General features: G+C 53.8%; 20 protein-coding genes and 1 tRNA gene. 13 read left to right on the plus strand and 8 right to left on the minus strand.

All coding sequences use genetic code 11. From position 1 onward, the window contains the following. The first annotated feature begins 14 nt into the window (after positions 1-14). Together KP702_RS06420 and rfaE1 are read left to right on the plus strand one after the other, a co-directional pair. Positions 15-1013 (plus strand): alpha-E domain-containing protein, encoded by a 999-nt coding sequence (locus KP702_RS06420; protein ID WP_237389932.1) that lies wholly within the window; start codon positions 15-17, stop codon positions 1011-1013. Positions 1014-1389: 376 nt separating this feature from the next. Then, positions 1390-2826, plus strand: a complete 1437-nt coding sequence (gene rfaE1 / locus KP702_RS06425; RefSeq protein WP_202207188.1) for a D-glycero-beta-D-manno-heptose-7-phosphate kinase — start codon at positions 1390-1392, stop codon at positions 2824-2826. Between the two features lie 676 nt (positions 2827-3502). Here rfaE1 and KP702_RS06435 read toward each other — a convergent pair. From KP702_RS06435 to KP702_RS06470, 8 genes are all read right to left on the minus strand, one after another. Further along, positions 3503-4393 carry a hypothetical protein gene (locus KP702_RS06435; RefSeq protein WP_215768701.1) on the minus strand — a complete coding sequence of 297 codons (891 nt, stop codon included), beginning with the start codon at positions 4391-4393 and terminating at the stop codon, positions 3503-3505. A gap of 580 nt (positions 4394-4973) precedes the next feature. Then, complete coding sequence (locus tag KP702_RS06440) at positions 4974-5627, minus strand: DUF6538 domain-containing protein (RefSeq protein ID WP_237389917.1); 654 nt, start codon at positions 5625-5627, stop codon at positions 4974-4976. 94 nt (positions 5628-5721) lie between these two features. Beyond that, positions 5722-5807, minus strand: a tRNA-Leu gene (locus KP702_RS06445). A 7-nt stretch (positions 5808-5814) separates the two neighbouring features. Further along, positions 5815-6498, minus strand: a complete 684-nt coding sequence (locus KP702_RS06450) for a M48 family metallopeptidase (protein WP_215768668.1) — start codon at positions 6496-6498, stop codon at positions 5815-5817. A 4-nt stretch (positions 6499-6502) separates the two neighbouring features. Next, positions 6503-6991: a YcgN family cysteine cluster protein gene (locus KP702_RS06455; RefSeq protein WP_215768669.1), complete on the minus strand. Its 489-nt coding sequence runs from the start codon at positions 6989-6991 to the stop codon at positions 6503-6505. Continuing rightward, positions 6988-7419 carry a hypothetical protein gene (locus KP702_RS06460; protein WP_215750985.1) on the minus strand — a complete coding sequence of 144 codons (432 nt, stop codon included), beginning with the start codon at positions 7417-7419 and terminating at the stop codon, positions 6988-6990. The genes KP702_RS06455 and KP702_RS06460 overlap by 4 nt, the downstream gene beginning before the upstream one ends. Next, positions 7416-8603, minus strand: coding sequence for an extracellular solute-binding protein (locus KP702_RS06465; RefSeq protein WP_252348566.1), 1188 nt, complete (start codon positions 8601-8603; stop codon positions 7416-7418). Before KP702_RS06465 ends, KP702_RS06460 begins: the two co-directional genes overlap by 4 nt. 42 nt (positions 8604-8645) lie before the next feature. Then, a complete protein-coding gene (locus KP702_RS06470) occupies positions 8646-9803 on the minus strand; it encodes an ABC transporter ATP-binding protein (RefSeq protein ID WP_202207192.1) in 1158 nt (385 codons plus the stop codon). Between the two features lie 86 nt (positions 9804-9889). On the opposite strand from KP702_RS06470, the gene KP702_RS06475 reads away from it, so the two are divergent. From KP702_RS06475 to KP702_RS06525, 11 genes are all read left to right on the plus strand, one after another. Further along, positions 9890-10168 (plus strand): hypothetical protein, encoded by a 279-nt coding sequence (locus KP702_RS06475; protein ID WP_046900788.1) that lies wholly within the window; start codon positions 9890-9892, stop codon positions 10166-10168. Positions 10169-10251: 83 nt separating this feature from the next. Further along, a complete protein-coding gene (locus tag KP702_RS06480; protein ID WP_064274741.1) occupies positions 10252-10686 on the plus strand; it encodes a hypothetical protein in 435 nt (144 codons plus the stop codon). 171 nt (positions 10687-10857) lie between these two features. Next, positions 10858-11052 carry a DUF1656 domain-containing protein gene (locus tag KP702_RS06485; protein ID WP_007284708.1) on the plus strand — a complete coding sequence of 65 codons (195 nt, stop codon included), beginning with the start codon at positions 10858-10860 and terminating at the stop codon, positions 11050-11052. 12 nt (positions 11053-11064) lie between these two features. Further along, a complete protein-coding gene (locus tag KP702_RS06490) occupies positions 11065-11976 on the plus strand; it encodes an HlyD family secretion protein (RefSeq protein WP_046900790.1) in 912 nt (303 codons plus the stop codon). Position 11977: 1 nt separating this feature from the next. Further along, positions 11978-13483, plus strand: a complete 1506-nt coding sequence (locus KP702_RS06495) for an efflux transporter outer membrane subunit (RefSeq protein WP_202207193.1) — start codon at positions 11978-11980, stop codon at positions 13481-13483. A gap of 50 nt (positions 13484-13533) precedes the next feature. Beyond that, positions 13534-14502: an alpha/beta hydrolase gene (locus KP702_RS06500; RefSeq protein ID WP_237389919.1), complete on the plus strand. Its 969-nt coding sequence runs from the start codon at positions 13534-13536 to the stop codon at positions 14500-14502. A 49-nt stretch (positions 14503-14551) separates the two neighbouring features. Then, positions 14552-14710: a hypothetical protein gene (locus tag KP702_RS06505; protein WP_202207194.1), complete on the plus strand. Its 159-nt coding sequence runs from the start codon at positions 14552-14554 to the stop codon at positions 14708-14710. Next, on the plus strand, positions 14707-15618 hold the full coding sequence (locus KP702_RS06510; RefSeq protein WP_202207195.1) for a DnaJ C-terminal domain-containing protein: 912 nt from the start codon (positions 14707-14709) through the stop codon (positions 15616-15618). Before KP702_RS06505 ends, KP702_RS06510 begins: the two co-directional genes overlap by 4 nt. Before the next feature lie 2 nt (positions 15619-15620). After that, entirely contained in the window at positions 15621-15770 is a 150-nt protein-coding gene (locus tag KP702_RS06515) for a hypothetical protein (protein WP_167386128.1), read from the plus strand. Positions 15771-15804: 34 nt separating this feature from the next. Then, positions 15805-17313 (plus strand): peptide MFS transporter, encoded by a 1509-nt coding sequence (locus KP702_RS06520; protein WP_202207196.1) that lies wholly within the window; start codon positions 15805-15807, stop codon positions 17311-17313. A gap of 194 nt (positions 17314-17507) precedes the next feature. Continuing rightward, complete coding sequence (locus KP702_RS06525; RefSeq protein WP_202207197.1) at positions 17508-19055, plus strand: carbohydrate porin; 1548 nt, start codon at positions 17508-17510, stop codon at positions 19053-19055. The last annotated feature ends 72 nt before the right edge of the window (positions 19056-19127 follow it).

The raw sequence follows: 19127 nt of genomic DNA on the forward strand, positions 1-19127 counted from the left end.
CAACGGCATCAGGCATGCTTCCCGGCCTGAATACCCTTCTGTCCCGCTATGCCGAGAGCATGATGTGGCTGGCGCGCTACATGGAGCGGATTGAAAATCTAGCGCGTCTGATTGAGGTGACCGAGGCGTTCGTACGAGGCCCGGACGGACGGACGTCCTGGGATACAATCGTTCAGATCAATTCAGACGAAGAGCGGTTCAGCGCTCTTTATCCAGCGGCTACCGAGCAGGATTATCTACAGTTTTACATTACGGATGTTGCAAATTCGAGTTCCATCAAGGCGATGGCCAACTCTGTTCGTGAAAATGCCCGCTCGGTTCGTCCACTAATTTCCACAGAAATGTGGATGCAGTTGAACGTCTTCACACGCTGGGTCCTTGATCTTCAGGCGTCCGATATCCGCAGGACTGGCCTTTCTGCGTTGTGTAATCGCATCAAGCAGGACTGCCAGACCCATACAGGCGTAACCGAAGGCACTTTATACCGCGATCAGGCATGGCTCTTTTACCTTCTGGGGCGGCATCTGGAGCGGAGCGACCAGATTACCCGCCTCATAGATACGCGATATCATACGCTCCTTCCCAAAGAAGAGGTTGGCTCTGAAATTGATACAACGCAGTGGGCATCTGTCCTGCGTTCCGCTGCGGCATATCATGCATTTCGACGTTTGCAGCCGGTCACGACAACGCCAGCAAATGTGGTTGGATTTCTGCTGAAGAACGAAGGATTTCCACGCTCTCTTGCCTTGAATTTGCGACAGACAGATAGTGTTTTGGGGGCCTTGTCCACGCACTACAATTTGCGCAAGCAATGCTATCCTGTGCAGGAACGTCTGGCTGATTTACGGGCAAGTCTCGAAGATCAGACCGCAGAAGAGATTATCATTCGTGGGCTGCATGAATACATGCACTGGATACAGTCGCAGATTGAAGCAATCCAAAGCGAACTGACGGTCGCCTATTGGCCGCGAGTAGCTACTCAGCATGTGTCAGGCGCTTGCGTCGCTCAATGAGAGAGCGAGCCATTCTGTTATGCGGAGGAGGCAGACCTAGTCAGCCTTTTTCGCTGAGAACGCTGTTGGAGAGTGAAGTGAGTCATGACCTTGGTCACGCATGATATAACCCTGCGAGCAAAGTGAGCCGTCACAATCGGAGTTTTAAGGTGACTCGCTTTGTGGAAAATGAAGTCTGCAGCAGGCGTATCACGAGCATTTTAGTGGTAGAGCCAGGCATTCAGAGGCAGAGAAGTTTTAAAAGGCTCCAAAATTCATGCAGTGACAAGGGACGATCCTATCTTGAAACTGCTGGATAGACTTTGAATGGAAAAATCAATATATTATTTGTGATCTCGCAAAAACTGGCCACAGTATCAAAGATTATTTATAGATCATGATCGAAAATTTCTTATTTAAAAAAATTGTTGTTGTCGGCGATGTATTGCTGGATCGGTATATAACTGGGGCAGTCAATAGAATTTCTCCTGAGGCTCCTGTTCCTGTTGTTCTGCGCTCCGGGGGCTCTAACGTACCTGGAGGAGCAGCAAACGTGGCTGTCAATGCCGCTGCTCTTGGATGCCCGGTCAATCTGATTGGCGTTGTTGGTCGAGACGAAAACGCCGATACCTTGCGGCGTTCAATTGCGTCTTATGCCGATATCGACATGAGTGCTCTTGTCGAAGTGCCCAACTGGCCAACAATTTCCAAAACTCGTGTGATGAGCTCTAACCAGCAGATTGTTCGGATTGATGAAGAAGTCGTCGTTGATTTCGATGCGGATATCAAGAATGCCATCATTGCCGCAACTCTTAGGGCGTTAGAGGGCGCTTCTGTTCTTGTTTGCTCTGACTATGCCAAAGGAGTTCTCTCTCCGCAGGTTTTGTCAGCAATTATCGAGGCTGCACGGGAAAAGAATATCCCAGTCATCGTTGATCCCAAAAGTCGGGATTTCTCGATTTATCGTGGCGCCTCTCTTGTAACCCCTAATCGGGCTGAAGCCGCTCAGGCCACAGGGCTGTTCTTGAAGACGGATGACGATGTTCTGCGCGCCGCCAGTGTTCTTTCAGGGCAATTTGGTGGAGACGTCCTGTTAACGCGTTCGGAAGAAGGTATGACGTTGTGGCAACGCGATGGACATGTCTTTCATCAATCCGTGCACAAATCAGAAGTCTTCGATGTTTCTGGTGCAGGAGATACAGTTCTTGCGACTGTAGCGGCCGTGATCTCTGCAGGCCATGATCTGGATACGGCCGTGGTTATGGCGACGCTGGCAGCATCCATTGCCGTGGGTAAGGTGGGAACAGTTGCCGTTTCCCGTGACGAACTCAGCCACGCATTAAGCAAGGACATGGGAAGTGATGGCCGGGTTGCATCTTTGGAAATGGCCAAATCCATAGTTTCCAACTGGCGTAGACATGGCGCCAGTGTTGTATTCACAAATGGCTGTTTTGATCTTGTTCACCCAGGGCATGTGTCTCTTATGCGGGCTGCGGCGGCTCAAGGTGATAAGCTTGTCGTAGGGCTTAACAGTGATGCCTCTGTTCGACGACTGAAAGGGGAGACACGCCCGGTGCAGTCAGAAGACGCACGCGCTATGGTCGTGAGTGCCTTGCGTGACGTCGATCTTGTGGTGATCTTCGACGAGGATACCCCACTTCATGTGATCGAGACACTTGTTCCGGACGTGTTGGTAAAAGGCGCTGACTACGCGGAAGAAGATGTGGTCGGTGGGGACGTAGTCAAGGCGGCTGGTGGAAAAGTGGTTCTGGCCAATCTTGTAGATGGATGTTCAACCAGCAACATCGTCAGAAAACTGAAAGCGCCGAACTGACCTAAATTCTCAGGTCACGTTGACAAAAGATCTGCCCCTCGAGCCTTGCTGCGGCGAGACTGAGGAAGGGTATGAAAAACAGGGCGGTTTTGTCGTAGCGGGTGGCGATACGGCGCATCTGCTTGAGCCTGTCAAGTATCCGCTCGATGCGGTTCCGGTAACGCTGTCAGTCTGTTTTCTGAGGCGCACTTCGGCTTTTGCGTACAGGAATAACCGCCAGGATCCCGTGGACCAACAGATCCTGGCAAAAGCTGTCGCTGTCATAGCTCCGGTCGGTCAGCATTACCCTGGGGTCTGGAAGCGGAAATTTCCATCAGGGCGTCTGTGGGTTTGTAGTCCGAGACCTGCCTGCCGGTGAGTACAAAGCCAAGAGGACGTCCCTGATTATCACAGCGGACATGGATTTTTCTCGTAAAGTCTCTGGGTGATCGACCAGATGCTTCCGTATGAGCTTTCCTCTTGTGCCCCAGTGGCCTCTGAATGGACACAGAATAAGGTGCTGTCGACCATATGCTGCCAGTCATCGGTCAGCCTCATTAAGGAAAACAGAGTTTAGAGTTACTCAGATTATTTCCTCTTATCTCCTCCGCAGATTCAGAAGTAATACTCTAATACGATAGTTTCTTACCCCACACACCAAGTGGTATTATTGGCATATTAAGTTCTATTTATACATTTATATTATTTTGAAAAAAAAAACTACTGCATCTGAAATTATTTTTTTTGAATCTCGTCTCCAATACACGCCAACATTAAGTGTTATATCGGATTTTTCCTCAAGAATCTTACTGTCTTGGAAATTTATCGATTTTAAGTGAGATATTGTAGACATTCCAATAGTTTCCGGACTGTTCATCAAACTGGCTGTTCCTAGGATTGAATTTAATTCAATAAGATTTTCAGGGGTTTTTAATCCGTTATATTCAAGAATAGAATCAAACCTATCACGCATCGCAGTCCCTCGGACTGGCAAAATCCATACTTTTTCTTGAAGGGCATGCCAATTTTCAATAATTTCTTTAATAGAATAAGCTCCATTTCTATCAATTATAACGCACTTGTCGCTGACAATATGTTTATAGTTGATTCTATCATCTATTATTTCGTTATAGGCACTAGCAAATATTATATCTGTCTTTCCCTTCGATAAAGAAGAAAATAATTCATCTCGAGATCCATAATTAACTGTAAAATTTATATTTTTTGATGAAGCAATTGACAGCACACATTTCATCATCTCTGAAACAATAGAATTCGATTGGAAGGATATATTGATATAGCTCTTCTTGTTGTATATACTATCTATATCTAGGATCATCCTATCTATTTCTTTTTCGATCAAGATGCTTGATTCGACAACTCTTTTAGCAATTTCATTCGGAACCAACCCATGTATGGTTCTTGAGAAAAGAGTTTTTCCTATAATTTTTTCAAATTCTATACAGGTCTTAGAGATGGCAGCCGGGGTTAAAGACATGACTTCTGAGGTCTTTTTAAGATTTTGTATATTATATATATTTTTTATAACGTTTAAATGCCTTATTTTTATGTTTGATTTTCTATTCATTTGTATTTAATCCAATATACGCATTTTTATTTATTGTCGATAAAGACGATTAATTGGTGGATATAAGATAATTTATTGGCAGCAATCTACGCAATGGAAAGAAATATACATTCATATGCCTCATACTGTGGGCCGAGATCCATAGCATACCTTGAGATGTAGGGTATCAATTTTTTTTTGACATACGACAGTTGGCGTAATGCCGCCTAGGCAAGTCGAGGTGTCTTGGCTTTTAGGCGTTGTCTCATATCCCAGAAACTGATCTATCCAGAGTTCCCGCATATCCACAGTCGCAATTTGCAACTGTATGGAAAACGCTACTTCAGAACGAGCGGAACGTAATTTTAGCCGGACGTTCAAATCGAGTTTTCATCCTTGAGACGGGGTGTCCAAAAGCTATGCTTCTGACATCCTGTTTCGAGGTATTGAGATCTGGAATGAAATATAAATCACATGCCCTATTATTCGAGTTCAGAGTATCGGCCTCTATTAGTTCGGTGGGAACGGGAATAATCGTGTTTCGCCATTCTTTTTTGGGAATCACCCATACTTTCTGGCGCATTTAGCTTTCTTTGCAGCGTCAGGCTGATTTACCTTTGTCGGAGTGTAGCGGGAAGAGAAAACAGTAAGCCCCCGAAACCTTCCGGCCTTCTACCTTCGATGATAGAGACCGGAGCATCTCAAAAACAGCTCTATTGTCGGCTGAATGGCTTTGCGTGTTTCTGTCCGGCACCCTGCTCTGATGGCGCCTCTTCGTCCTGGGTTCTCGCGGATTTTCTTGCTTGTGAATGATGTCGGTCAGAGCGTTGATTTCGGGGCCAATCTTCTCAAGAACGCTGGAAACCCGCTGATGGTCTTCCATTCGTGCCAGAAGATGCTCGGCATTCATGGTTTTGTAGCGAGCCTTCAGAGCCTGAATCTCACTGTCGTAGGTCTCGACAATGGACTGGAACAGGTCCTGCTGGACAGGATGGAGGTCAGATGTGGCCAGAGCCTCCTGAAAGGTCTCAACCGCTTTGTTGAGCGAGGATGTTTCTTCCGATGAAGACATGGCCAGACTGATGCACTCGAAAAGCTGAGAGGTCAGTCCATACATGGCACAGGCACGGGTTCTGGCAAGATTTCTGTCGAGGGTTTCTAGAGAGTGCCAGATTTCCCGTTTCCCCAGAGCAGGCCGAAAACGAACGGGAATCCCGCGTCTGAAATGGAAACCGGATTGCAGACGAATCAGCACGACAGGGCTCGTTTTGTAGAAGCCCTTTGTAGAAGAATGGGGGCTCCGGGTTGCTGAAAACCCTAAAAGCCGGTTATTTCCAATAACTTATATGTGGTGCGAGCTGCGGGACTCGAACCCGCACGCCCTTACGGACTCGAGATTTTAAGTCTCGTGCGTCTACCATTCCGCCAAGCTCGCACACGCCTCATGCTGCTCGCAGCAGGGCGGTCCCGTTTTGGCTCAGCCAGCGCTCTGCTGCAAGACGTCCTGTGCGTCCATTTGTGCAAAATCTGTCAACTAAGCCCCAAAAAGCAGCGCTGTGGTCAAAATGTTGAAGATGAGCGAGTTCATGGATCACGACGTAATCTCGAATTTCCGGCGGCGTCATGACCAGACGCCAGCTCAACATGATGCGTCCTTTTCGGGTGCAACTGCCCCATCGAGACCGGACTTCACGTAGATCGACACGGGAGGGAGCAAGACCCATTCTTTTACCGTGAAGTGCAACAGCCTTTGAGAGGCGCTCTTTGGCCAGGCTGTGAAGAAAGTCTCTTACGCGACGTTCGGTATGAGCGGCATCTCCGCTGACATGAAGGCCATCTGAATCCAGCCATGTGCCGCGGCGGGCATCTGGCTCATGCAGAATGGGAACTGGCAATCCTTCGATCATGACTTCGTGCCCGTCAGCCAGCACACGTTTTTCAGGCAGGGTAGCGAGAGAGGACGTAATCCAGTCCATATGCTGATGGACGAAAGCAAGACCCTGCTGATGGCTGATGCGCTGGGGCAGCGTAACAACAACCCTGCCGTCTTGAGCATCAATGCGGAGGGTCATGCGGCGTGCACGAGGCGAACGTCTCCATACGAGAGGGACGGTCGGCGGAAGCATGGGGTTAGCCGGAGCGTTTTCTGGAGATGCAGGCCGGAGCGTTTGCGGGCCATTCTCCTGGCCATGCGGCAATGTAGTTCTCCAGCGGACCAGCGCGGCGCTCGCTTACACAACGCCCTCCCGCAGAAGCGCCAGCCATCAGAACGCTGTCGCGTGTCCCGGAGCGCAGGGGATGCCATTCAGGCAAATCAAATCCGTCACGCAGCAATCGATAGGCGCAGCTTGGAGGAAGCCAGTCGATTTCGGCTAGCAGTTCAGGAGTTAATGTGACGCAGTCCGGCACCTTACGATGGCGTTTTGGATAGTCTGTGCAACGGCAGGTCTGCGTGTCCAGAAGTCGGCACGCAACGGTCGTGTAGACGATCTCGTCCGTATCTTCGTCACGGAGCTTGTTCAGGCAACAACGCCCACACCCATCACAAAGGGATTCCCATTGTTCGGACGTCATCTGATCTAGCGGCGTGGTCTGCCAGAAAGGAGAAACTGAAGTCATGGCCGATCCAGTATCACACAGCCGAGGGACAACAGAACCGCTATTGTCAGGGAAAGCAGGGCAGCAGGTAAAAGCAGAGGAAGCCAAATCAGTTTCAGGCGCGTCGTCAAATCCGCTCCCAGGCCGATTGCCGCACGCGTTGTCCCCATGGGGAGCCCAAGTAACGTTGCCCCAAACGGCATCATGATGGCTGGGGAAATCAGAATGCCTTGGACAAGGTCATAATGCCGGCCGACAAAGCTCAGACCAGCGCGCTGGAGTTCAGGAAGCGCAAAGGCGAGCGCCGGACCTGGCAGTAAAACCAGCAGGCCGAGAAGGCGCACGTGTCTGGCAGGCAAAAGACGCATCAGCAGTGTGATGACGCCACAACCAAGGAGGAGACCAAGTATAATGGCGGGCAGGTGAAGCCGCATGGAAATGGCCATCATGGCTTGCTGCTGCCGTACCAGTCCTGAAACTGCTGTTCCAGCTGATCGCCATATTTGGTCCAGAACGCATCATTGACGGACAGGGCAGTTCCTCTCGGATCCAGAACGCTTTCGGGCATGTCGTTCAGGTGGGGAGACTGAGTATGCAACTGGGTCAGGGTTTTCTGTGCTGCGGTTTCAGGATTATTGGCCGGGATTGCCCAATAAAGTGCGGTGCTAAGAGTTTGATCTGGCTGCGCGACAAAAAGAGAAGCCGCTGGCCCCGCTTTGACTTTCATGCTGACGCTGGAAATTTCTGTCATGGGGGCGCTGGTCATGAGCGCGCTGCTTTGCTCCATGATCCGGGCTGCATCATCGGGTGTTTTCCACCACACAATATAAGGTCGAAGCAGATCCAGTTTGTGAAACGCCCGGCTGATCCCGGCTGGCGTTGAAAGCGCGGTATAAATGTCCCGGGAGTCTATGCCATCTGCAAGCAGGGCAATTTCCAGCGTCGTTCGCGCACCAAGATAAAGACCGCGCCGCCCTGGATGACGCGCTACATCCCAGAAGTCTTTCCAGTTGGGGGCGGCAGGGAGGCGGGAGCGATCCCATGCAAGCGCCATGATTGTCTGGCCTCCGGGAAGGCCACATCCCGTAGTGCCTCCCAGAGGGTGAACCCAGCCTTTTTGGCACGCATCTGCAAGCTGGCTGCCATTTAGCAGGATAGCGGCCCAACTTGGGGTCGATGAATGAACGCCTGAATCCAGTGTTGTTTTTTGACCGTCCCATTCAACCTGCTTCAGGGACTTGTCGCTGGTGATCAGAGCATTCGCAGTCACCGCGCCTTCAGGAATAGCCCAGCCCGGGGAAGGGGGAGCGGGTTTTGCTGTGCGACGATGTTTTGTGGAATGGCGCGCAGCCGCTCGTTTGTGTGCGTGTGCCGAGGCTTCTGATGGCGAGAAGACAGAGGCGACACTATGCCCGACATGAGAAAAGAAATCTCCAATGTCGTCTGACGAATGGACGCCGTTCGCAGATGTTGCGTGTGCATGCAGGTTGGCAGGCAACACCTGGATCGCAAGCAGACCCGTCAGAAGTGCTGCAGGGCGCATGATACGACCGAGACCCGCCCGGCATCGTGCCGGGAGCGTATGTCGCAGAAAGAAAGCGGGCCGGGTCAGAATGGTGTCCTCAATCAGCATGAAGAAGTCAGGCGCGGATGCCTGACCGATTGCGGCGGCACTTTAATACAGGTCAGCACGAAGCGGAAAGGCCGTTGCGTGCCCGGCTGGCCAGGCAAGCTGAACGGCGGCTCCGGCTCGTGGCAGCTTTTGGGCTTGGAGGGGCGGCCGCCGGAGCTCAATCTCGGTGCCATCCGGGCAGCGCACCCGCATTCTGATATGATCGCCAAGATGAACGCTGTCCGTCAGTGTGCCGCGGACAGGTGGTGCTTCTTCATCGTCAAGGCCGAGAGATTGGCTGCCGAAAAAGGGCGAGATCCGATCCGGACGGACGCAGACCAGACAGGCATGACCCTCCTGCAGCGTATCGTCGGACGCGAGAGCTTCAACAATGCCACCGCATGCCAACTGCACGCGCGCGACGTCATCGGCAATGTCCAGAACCTGTCCGGTCAGGGCGTTGGCTTCACCAAAGAGTGTCGCTACACCAACGTCTGATGGGCGATCATACAGTTCGGCTGCTGTTCCGCATTGAAGCAGAGCCTGTTCATCAAAGAGGGCAATCTGTCCTCCGGCACGTAGGGCGTCTTCTTTGCGCGTGACGCTTTGCAGCACACTGAGGTTTCGCGCTCGTGACAGTTTGGAGAGTAAGGAGGCGATGCGTTTGCCAGCCTGTATGTCCAGATTTGTGTACGGATTGTCGAGCAGCAGAATAGCGGGTGAGGTTACAAGTGCACGGGCCAGCATTGCACGGAATGTCTGCTCGGGATTGAGGTCCTGGGGGGAAAGATTTCCCAGTCCGTCCAGCCCCAGCAGGGACATCATGCGGCCTGCGGCAGCATCGGCTTCTGCACGGCTCTGTCCCTGAGCACGAAGCGCAAAAACAATGTTACTGCGCGTATCGAGGTGCGGAAACAGCGGATCGCGGGCACTGATCAGGACAATGCTGCGCTGTCCGGCGGGCCGGGATGTAACGTCCGTCTCCTGCACAAGCACGCGGCCGCCCATTGGGGGAGAAAAGCCCGCGATCAGGTCTAACAGGCCGGATAGCGCAGCCTGGTCTGTTCCATAGGCCGTAACTGTCTCGCCTTCAGAAACCGTCAGGTCGAACGCCTCACCCCGCAGGCCTGCCCGAAAAGCTTCAAGCCTGAGGGCGGGGGCAGACCGCGCTGCGGGGCGGCGGCGTGCTGGGGAAGGTGGGGCGCCGGGTGGGCGGGACATGCAACCTCTGATAATGGTTTTGCGTTTGAAGCCAGATACCGGGCCTGATTCCCAGGTCCCTATTTGATTGCAATGAGGGTTTGAACATGAGCCGCGATACCGTCAAGAAGAACATCGAAGCTGCAGCCGAGACAACGCAGGACCAGATCGAGACGCTGCGCAAGCAGGTTGAGCAGATCCTGAACGACTATGTTAACCCGGCTCTGCTTCAGGCAGCGGACCGTACAGAGCATGCCGTTGCAAATGCCCGCAAAATCACAGATCATGAAATTGAAAATGTATCGACGCGTGTGCAGTCGCGGCCTATCGCCGCTATTCTGATTTCCGCTGTGGTCGGTTTCCTGGCGGGCCGTTTCTCCAAGTAATCGGCACGTGACCTTTCAGGTGGGAGGCAGGCCATCCACAGACCTGCGCCCGTCCTGTTAGAAATAAAGGCGAACGATCCTCCATGAAGCCCATTGAACTCGGTCAGGAAGTCCTTTCCGCCCAAGGCCAGATTCTCTCCCGCTCTGCCATGCGAATCGGCCGGAGAGTTGCGTGCGCGCTTGTTGCCGTTGTCTTCCTGCTGTTCGCAGCCATCTCTTTTCATGGCTTCCTGTGGGCGTTCTTTATCAGTGTGGCGGGTCTGAGCTACGTAAAAGCCAGCCTGTGCGTCATTGGTATTGATCTGTTCTTCGTGCTGATTTTTGCAGTTCTTGCAGCATGGTCGATTCCCGACGTTGTCGAGATCGAGGCGCGTATTCGTCGTGATCGCAAGTTGGTCGAACTGAAGCAGTCTGTTGCCATTACGGCGGTTACTGGCCTTCTGCTCGGCCCGATTGGCCGTTTTACGGGCAAAAGCTTTCTGTCCATTCTGAAGAGTTTCTTCAGTCATTCCAAATAAGACATTTTATGACTGATTTTTGTCAAAGCCATCTGGCCAGTCGTGGGTTAATGGCGTAAGCACTTCGCCTGTGCCGTGATTACGCCCTTGGGGGAGTCGTCACGGACTTGCGAGGAGTCCCGTGGAAAGTTCGTCGAACAGTCCGTTAGTTGGCACCAAGGTCACAGCCTGATGCTTACGGAAGTTAATCTCTTCGGCGTCTTTGTCGCACCCCTCTCAATTTACGCCGTTGCAGCAGTGTTCGTAACACTTCTGTTGAGAAGCATTCTGTGGCGAACCGGTGCTTTGAGCTGGTTCTGGCACGTCGCCCTCTTTGAAATAGCGCTCTATGTCTGTGTTCTCTGTCTACTCATCCTTTACGTCTAGGAGGGGTCGGCTATGAACTGGACCCGCAGTGTAATCCGCGTTCTGCTGACTCTGATTGTCCTGGCGATGGCCATTGGCCTCGGTCGGACCATGTGGGACATTTACGTATTGGCACCATGGACGCGCGATGGTCGTGTTCGTGTCTACGTCGTAGATGCAGCCCCTGAAGTTTCCGGAACAGTCGTTTCTGTTCCTGTTGTGGATAACCAGTTTGTCCATCGCGGTGACCCGCTTTTCGTTCTTGATCCCGTTCGCTTCCGCCTTGATATTGACGCCGCCCGTGCCCGCCTTGCCGGTGCGGACGAAGACCTCAAGCTGAGATCTTCTGATGCCAAGCGTCGTATGGGCCTCGGTGGCATTGTGTCTGCCGAAGAGCAGGAAGACTTCAACTCGAATGTTGAAACCCAACGCGCCAAAGTAAATGCAGCAAAAGCCGAACTGAATACGGCGCTGCTGAACCTTCAGCGTTCCACGGTTTATTCGCCCGTTGACGGCTACATCACCAACCTGAATCTGCGCGTCGGTGATTATGCCCATGCTGGTCAGCCTGGTCTCGCCGTGATTGATGCCCACAGTTACTGGATCAACGGATACTTCGAAGAAACCAAGATGCACGGTGTGCATGTTGGTGACGCCGCCCGTGTCAAACTCATGGGCTACAAGCAGATCCTGCCTGCCCACGTAGTCAGCATTGGTCGTGGTATTAACGACCGTAACGGCGTGTCAGACCGTCTTGGTCTGCCAGACGTGAACCCGATTTTCACGTGGGTTCGTCTCGCACAGCGTATTCCAGTTCGTCTGGAGCTGGATAATGTTCCGCCGGAAATCACTCTCGCGGCCGGTATGACCGCAACCGTCACGATTGGGCGCGAAACGCCGGGCGCCCGTGGCAAGTTGACCACCTGGCTGCAGAATCATCTCTGACATGTCACGCAAGCTTCTGACCCTCGCTCTTAGCACCTGTCTGTCACTTACGGCCTGCACCGTCGGGCCGAATTTCAAGCCAGACAAGATCAAGGTGCCAGACACCTTCGTCGAGCAACCAAAATCGGTGACGGCGGCCGAGATTGCGCGGACCGAAGCAGACATGAAGGACTGGTGGGCCCAGTTCCACGATCCGATGCTCAACGAACTGATCGAGGCTGCGATCAAGGGCAACTACGACCTGCAGATTGCGTCTCAGCATATCGTGGCAGAGCGGGCTGTCCGGCGGCAGGCTCAGGCAGCCTGGTATCCCCAGCTTGATGCAGCGATGGGCGGTGGCGATGACCGGTATTCCATCAATGTCGATAACTGGCCGTTGCGGCCTGGAAATCCGGCAAACCGGCCACAGGCTTCTGTTCTGACCTATGGTGCTCGCGCCAGTTGGGAAATTGATCTGTTCGGACATATCTCCCGTCAGGTCGAGGAACGTAAGCGGCTCGTTGAGGAATCACTGGAAAACCGTCGCGCTATTCTGTTGTCGCTGCTGTCCGAAGTCGCATCAGATTATGTGACGCTGCGCGGTATTCAGGAGCGGCTTGCAGTCACGGAACACAGCATTGATGTGGCGCAGCGCTCACGCGAACTGACTGAAAAACTTTATACGCACGGCCTGGGCAATACGCTGGCCGTGGCGCAGGCACAGACAGAAGAGCATCTCGAGCGCTCGCGTCTTGCTCCACTGCATTCGCAGGAAGAGCGCCTGATCCACGCCATTTCCATTCTGCTCGGCGAAATGCCGGGCAAGCTGGAGGAAGAGCTGGACGTGCGGCGCCCTCTGCCGTCTGTCCCGGCGTTCCCGGCGTCCCTGCCGTCCATTGTCTTGGCAAACCGCCCGGATATTCGGGCAACAGAAGCGCATTACGCTGCTGACATGGCTCAGGTCGGTGTGGCGGTTGCCAATCTCTATCCGAAGTTCATGATCCCGCTGACGTTCAATCCGAACGCTTCTGCTGCCTATCAGGCGTTCCAGATGGGTGGCATGGCCTGGAGCTTCATGATGATGGCTTCGCTGCCCATTATTCATGGCGGTCGCTACACGGCAGAAATTGCTCAGGCTCGTGCAGAAGCCGAGGCGAGCCGTCTGGTGTATCGCAAGACAGTGCTGAAAGCCTTTGCTGAAGTCGAAGACTCAATGGGGGACTGGCGCCATGACAATGAACTTGTCACGCAGCTTGAAGAGGCCGCTACGGATTCCGGTCTGGCGCGTGATCGTGCCCAGAAGCTGTTTGGCGCTGGTCTGACCGGGTATCTCAATGTCCTGACGACGGAGCAAACCGCACTTTCTGCTCAGGATCAGGCAGTCGTGGGACGGATGGCCCGCCTTCGTGACGCCATCTCGCTTTACACGGCGATGGGTGCCGGCTGGCAGGGTCGTCAGCTCACGGATACGCGTTTGCCGATTGAAGTTGGAAAGCAAAACGCGCTGGTACGGGCCTTTACGCGCTAAGACAAGAACGGCTCGAAACAGGGCAAGAACAGTTTGAACGGAGTCCTGCCATGATGCCTGTCTTTCTGCGTTCATTTGCCTTGGTAATAGCTGTTGTTCTTGAAACTGGTCTTTCTCAGGCAGCAGCTGAGCGTTCTCTTGAAGCACCCGGTCCACAAGGTCCGCTATCTGGCACTTTTCTGGATGCCGGAAAAACAGCACCCGTTCTTCTGCTCATTCCTGGTTCTGGTCCTACAGACAGAAATGGAGACTCAGCGTCTGGTCTTAAGCCAGGAACGCTGAGGCTACTGGCTGAAGGGTTAGCCGCACGCGGTATTTCAACGGTCCGCGTTGACAAGCGTGGTATGTTTGGAAGTGCGCGGGCCGTTGAAAACGGGAACCACGTTACCATCCAGGATTACGTGACGGACGTTCAGAACTGGATCTCTGTCATTCGTAAAGAAACGGGAACACGCTGCGTCTGGCTTGGTGGCCATAGCGAGGGCGCGCTGGTCGTGCTTGCTGCTTCTGGCCAGAGCCAGGGTATCTGTGGCTTGATCCTATTGTCGGCACAAGGGCGGCCAATGGGTGAACTTATCCGGGCGCAACTCCATGCCAATCCGCATGCGCAGACCATTTTTCCACAGATTGATAGCACCATTAATGCCCTTGAAGCGGGCCATCGTGTGGATCCGTCACAGCTACACCCTGGTTTGCAGCCACTCTTCAACGCGGACGTACAGGGATACCTGATTGACGTTATGCGATATGATCCTGCTGCGTTCCTGAAAGCCTATCATGGGCCGGTTTTGCTGGTGCAGGGCGGAAAAGACCATCAGGTTAGCCCGACAGAAGATCTTCCCTTGCTTCAGGCTGCGGATCCTCAGGCGACGACTGCTTACTTGCCCTCTGCGAGTCACTCTCTGAGGGATGTTCCGGCAATTGACCGAAAAACGATGACCCGCCCCGGTCTTCCTTTTCTTGGCCCTCTCGACCCGGATCTCGTGCCGCATGTTGCGGAGTTTGTCCTCGGTCATTGACCCGGGGCGACGGGCGTCACACATCTGGACGTAATGGAGGAATAAACCAATGGCACAGGATGGTCACCCGGCTGAGGATTACCTTAGACCAAAGCTGGACAGTCTGATTGAAGAAGGTGTGAGCGCGGGATTTTCCCGTGATGTCGTACTTGCCGTACTGATTGATCTTCTGGATGACGGCGCAGCAGAGGATGCGGAGTTGAGATGAAAGACCCTTATTCAGTTCTTGGGGTTTCCAAGACGGCCACGGACAAGGAAATCCGCAGCGCATACAGGAAGCTGGCCAAGCAGTACCATCCGGACCACAACCCCGACAGCAAGGACGCGGAAGAGCGGTTCAAGGCTGTTGGTCAGGCGTATAACATCGTCGGGGACAAGGAAAAGCGTGCGCGCTTTGACCGCGGCGAGATTGATGCCGAAGGGCAGGAGCGTGGCCCGTTTGGCGGCGGTGGCTTCGGCGGTGGCGGTCCGGGAGCCGGGGCACATGGCTTCCAGGGAAATTTCAATCAGGAAGATCTGGGCGCGTTCTTCTCCGACATGTTTGGTGGCGGCGGGTTCAGTGGGGACTTTCAGCCCGGTGGTGCGGCAGGACGTCGGGCCACAAAGGGCTCTGACCGCCGTTTTTCCGTGACCATCACCTTTGAACAGTCCGTTCTTGGGACGTCTCTGGATCTGGCTTTGGGCGAAGGCGGTCATACGGAAGTTCGTATTCCGCCGGGCGTCGAAGAAGGACAGACCCTGCGTGTACGGGGTAAGGGCGCGCCAGGTCGTCCAGGCATGGATGGTCAGCCGGGTGTTCCAGGTGATGCGCTGCTGACGATCTCTGTCACGCCAGACAAGCGTTACGTCCGCGATGGTCGTAATCTACGCATGACCCAGAATGTCGATCTCAAGACAGCTGTTCTGGGCGGGAAAGTGACCGTGGCAACACCGAAGGGAGACGTCGCGGTGAAGGTGCCCAAACATTCCGACAGCGGGAAAGTTCTCCGTCTTGCCGGTCGTGGTATTGGCGCTGACAAAAAGAACCCCGCAGGTGACCTGTTCGTGACGTTGCAGGTGCATATCGGGCCGGTTTCTCCTGAACTGGAAGCCTTCTTCGCTGAGCAGGAGGCCTGATCATGGGAATGATCCGTCGCGCAAAAGCACGTATTCCAGACTGGCCGTGGCGTCAGATTATTGGTGGCATTTTCGCCATCATCTTCGTCGTGGTGCTGAGCGTGATCGGATCTCATGCCCTCATCCTCGCCGGGGAGTGGCATTTGCCCTAAGATAAAGCCCGTCTTTGTTTCTGACGGGCTTTTCATGACCGCTTATTCCACACCGGCCTCCGGGCAACCGCCAGCGACGACGCGTCGTCGGGCATTTACTGTCGTGCTTGCAATCGAGCTGTGGGAACGGTTCGGCTATTACGGCATGCAGGCAGTTCTGACGCTGTTTATGGTCCAGCAGCTTCGGATGGCAGATACTGCGGCCAACCTGATGCTGGGTGCCTTTTCCGCCCTGACCTACATCACGCCTGTTCTCGGTGGCGTGCTGGGAGATCGCGTTCTCGGGACACGGCGAACAATGGTGATGGGGGCAATTGCCCTCGCCATAGGCTACGCCTGTCTTGCGGCGTCCCTGACATCACCGACATTGTTACTGTTGGCCATGGCGCTGATTTCCACAGGAAACGGCCTCTTCAAACCAAATGCAGGCAATCTGGTTCGCCGGATTTATGAAGGTGACAATGCCGCACTCGATGCAGCGTTCACCCTCTATTACATGTCCGTCAATGTCGGTTCGACTGTCTCGATGCTGCTGACGCCTTGGCTTCAGGTCAATTACGGCGCGCCTGTCGCCTTCGCGACCTGTTCAGTCGGGCTGGTTATTGGTCTGTTGTACTATGTGTGGCGTTCTGGGTGGCTCGCTCATACGGCCAGTGCTGTAGAAAAAGAAAGTGTACCTCTCAGTCGCTTTGCTCTGGTCGGGCTGGGCTTGCTTGCGCTGACTGTTTTCAACGCATGGATCATGAGCAGCGATGGTCTTGCCCGGGTCTGTATTCTTGCCGCGGCTGCGTTGCTTTTCCTGGCATGGGTTGTGCTTTACGTTCGTGCACCGGGAGAAGAACGTCCCGGTTTGCGGCTGACATACATGCTGTGCCTGCAAGGCACGATCTATCTCGTCTTTTATCAGCAGATGATCACGTCCCTGACGCTGTTCGCTCTGCGCGATGTCTCTGGCGATTTCAGTATTGGCGGCGTGACACTTTTTCATATGTCTGCCGGGCAGTTTCAGGCGCTTAATCCCATCTGGATCATGGCGATCAGCCCCCTTCTGGCCGTTCTGTATAATCGGCTGGGCGCACAGGGGCGGGATCTGTCTCTGGCTCGGAAAATGCTGATTGGCTACGTCATGGTAGCTATGGCCTTTGCAGTCTGGTGGCTTTCTGCTGTCGGGACGAAAGGTCTGGTTTCCCCTTGGATCATGGTCGCGGGTTACGGGCTTCTGTCTTTTGCGGAACTGCTGACGAATGGTCTGGGTCTGGCCATTGTGGCCCGCTATACGCCAGCCCGCCTGAGTGGTTTCATGATGGGGGCGCTTTATCTGCTATGGGGCATTGCGATGTATGTGGGCAGTGTGATCGCCAATCGTGCGGCCATGCCTGCGGATATGGCAGCTTCTGCGGGAAATGCTCTTTATGCCGGTTTGTTCCGCACATTGTGTGAAGTGGCCGTGGTTATTGTGGTGATTCTGGTGTGCCTGGAACCTTTGACGCGCCGTTGGGACAGAGAACACATAACTGTGAACATGAAACTTCCGCCGAATTGAAAGACGTGAAGGTTTTGTAATTCGGGAGAAAACCTAGGAAAAAGATTAGACATGTTCTGACGTGATGCGGCGGAATTGCCGCATTACGAAAACAACCGTCTTCCTCTCTCTATTCCGGACCGGCATCGGCCTGTATGGGAAAGTCATTCATGATTTCCGGTTACAGGCGACGTGAGAAGGAGACGCGGGAAAAGATGCAGAGGTTTAAAAGCAGTTTGACGAAGGCTCTGGGGGCGGCCTGTCTTTTGAGCACGACACTGTCCACCGTCCAGATTGCATACGCCGAGACGGCTTCTGCCTCCGATCAGGCGAAACCGGGTCAGCCACGCGCGCACAACAGTGCTGGTCATCCTGTCCTTCGGACCAGATCCATCCAGCCGACCCCTCTGCTGGTCAAACCTGCCCCGACCCCATCGCATCTGGCTGATGTGCAGCCTTCAGATACAACGGAAAACCGTTTTTTCCCTGCCAGTTTTCATGACTGGCTGACGCAGAGCACCATGACTGGTGACTGGGGCGGCTATCGCACCTGGCTCACCGAGAAGGGCATTAATATCGGTGGGCACTTCCTGCAGGACAGTGCGGGAAATCCGATGGGCGGCAAGGCCAAGACTGTTCGATATGCGGATGAATTCGGCCTCAATATCGACTTTGATCTGAAGAAACTGACCGGTTGGAACCTTGGCCTGTTTCACTTCCTAAGCACAGCCCGGCAGGGTCTGGGTATTGGTGCCAAACTTCCGGCACTCGATAGCCCACAGCAGATCTTCGGGTCTGGTGAAACTGTCCGTTTGACGCGTCTGTCATGGGAAATGCCCTGGAACCGCTACGTCTCCACGGAAGTCGGTGAAATCAACACCGAGAATGATTTCGAGCAGTCCTCCATGTATTGGGGCATGAGCCAGTACTGCCAGTTCGAGTCCAACGCTATCTGCGGTATGCCGCAGTCCATTGCGATGAACTCAGGCTATGGTTGGTATCCTACGGCTCATCCGGGAGCATGGGTGAAGTTCTATCCGGCCGGAAACAACCATTACCTGATCCAGTTTGGTGCCTATTCCGTCGATCCGGTTATTTCCAATACGCACAATGGCTGGAAGATGAACCTCCATGGTGCCACGGGAACGTATCTGCCGTTCCAGATTGGCTGGCATCAGGGTGGCCCGGACGATTACAGCGGTCCGCTCCAGACGAATGTGAAGATCGGCGGGTACTGGGATACGTCTGAAGTCAAAGATGTTTATTCTCAGCTTGGGACATTTGGTGTTCCGGCTGAGTATCTGATTTCTGCACCGTCCCAGAAGGTTCGCGGTCGTTTCGGTGGCTGGTTTCAGTTTGACCGTATGCTGGAACGCGATGAGGGGGATCCGAACCGTGGAACGTCTTTCTTCGGATCCTTCACATGGGGCGATCCTCGCACGGCAGTTGCGCCTTACTTCATCACCTGGGGCGTGACCAGAAAAGGGACGTTCCGGAACCGCCCGAACGATACCATCAGTCTTGGCATGAAAATGCTGTGGGTGAACCCGAAGCTGACCATCTGGGCCCGTCAGATGCAGGCTGCCGGTGCAGCGGGGATCAACAAGCCGTCCGGTGAGCATGCCATCGAATTGAACTACGGCTGGCGCCCAACACCCTGGCTCGTGATCCGGCCCGGTGCTCAGTATATCTGGAGTACGGGCGGCACAAATCGCTACAAGAACCCTCTGCTGCTCGATTTCGAGACAGGCATTACGTTCTGAGGGCTGCCAAAGGCCAGACATGACAAACGCGCCACCCGATCAAGGTGGCGCGTTTTTTGTATCTGCGGTCTG

It is taken from the genome of Gluconobacter sp. P5B12 (assembly GCF_018812035.1).
Lineage (GTDB): Bacteria > Pseudomonadota > Alphaproteobacteria > Acetobacterales > Acetobacteraceae > Gluconobacter.

Excerpts from the sequence above, each read along its gene's own strand:
- KP702_RS06420 (WP_237389932.1), top strand. The coding sequence starts at position 15 with ATGCTTCCCGGCCTGAATACCCTTCTGTCCCGCTATGCCGAGAGCATG.
- rfaE1 (WP_202207188.1), top strand. The coding sequence starts at position 1,390 with ATGATCGAAAATTTCTTATTTAAAAAAATTGTTGTTGTCGGCGATGTA.
- KP702_RS06435 (WP_215768701.1), bottom strand. The coding sequence starts at position 4,393 with ATGAATAGAAAATCAAACATAAAAATAAGGCATTTAAACGTTATAAAA.
- KP702_RS06450 (WP_215768668.1), bottom strand. The coding sequence starts at position 6,498 with ATGCTTCCGCCGACCGTCCCTCTCGTATGGAGACGTTCGCCTCGTGCA.
- KP702_RS06455 (WP_215768669.1), bottom strand. The coding sequence starts at position 6,991 with ATGACTTCAGTTTCTCCTTTCTGGCAGACCACGCCGCTAGATCAGATG.
- KP702_RS06460 (WP_215750985.1), bottom strand. The coding sequence starts at position 7,419 with ATGATGGCCATTTCCATGCGGCTTCACCTGCCCGCCATTATACTTGGT.
- KP702_RS06465 (WP_252348566.1), bottom strand. The coding sequence starts at position 8,603 with ATGCTGATTGAGGACACCATTCTGACCCGGCCCGCTTTCTTTCTGCGA.
- KP702_RS06470 (WP_202207192.1), bottom strand. The coding sequence starts at position 9,803 with ATGTCCCGCCCACCCGGCGCCCCACCTTCCCCAGCACGCCGCCGCCCC.
- KP702_RS06475 (WP_046900788.1), top strand. The coding sequence starts at position 9,890 with ATGAGCCGCGATACCGTCAAGAAGAACATCGAAGCTGCAGCCGAGACA.
- KP702_RS06480 (WP_064274741.1), top strand. The coding sequence starts at position 10,252 with ATGAAGCCCATTGAACTCGGTCAGGAAGTCCTTTCCGCCCAAGGCCAG.
- KP702_RS06485 (WP_007284708.1), top strand. The coding sequence starts at position 10,858 with ATGCTTACGGAAGTTAATCTCTTCGGCGTCTTTGTCGCACCCCTCTCA.
- KP702_RS06490 (WP_046900790.1), top strand. The coding sequence starts at position 11,065 with ATGAACTGGACCCGCAGTGTAATCCGCGTTCTGCTGACTCTGATTGTC.
- KP702_RS06495 (WP_202207193.1), top strand. The coding sequence starts at position 11,978 with ATGTCACGCAAGCTTCTGACCCTCGCTCTTAGCACCTGTCTGTCACTT.
- KP702_RS06500 (WP_237389919.1), top strand. The coding sequence starts at position 13,534 with ATGATGCCTGTCTTTCTGCGTTCATTTGCCTTGGTAATAGCTGTTGTT.
- KP702_RS06505 (WP_202207194.1), top strand. The coding sequence starts at position 14,552 with ATGGCACAGGATGGTCACCCGGCTGAGGATTACCTTAGACCAAAGCTG.
- KP702_RS06510 (WP_202207195.1), top strand. The coding sequence starts at position 14,707 with ATGAAAGACCCTTATTCAGTTCTTGGGGTTTCCAAGACGGCCACGGAC.
- KP702_RS06515 (WP_167386128.1), top strand. The coding sequence starts at position 15,621 with ATGGGAATGATCCGTCGCGCAAAAGCACGTATTCCAGACTGGCCGTGG.
- KP702_RS06520 (WP_202207196.1), top strand. The coding sequence starts at position 15,805 with ATGACCGCTTATTCCACACCGGCCTCCGGGCAACCGCCAGCGACGACG.
- KP702_RS06525 (WP_202207197.1), top strand. The coding sequence starts at position 17,508 with ATGCAGAGGTTTAAAAGCAGTTTGACGAAGGCTCTGGGGGCGGCCTGT.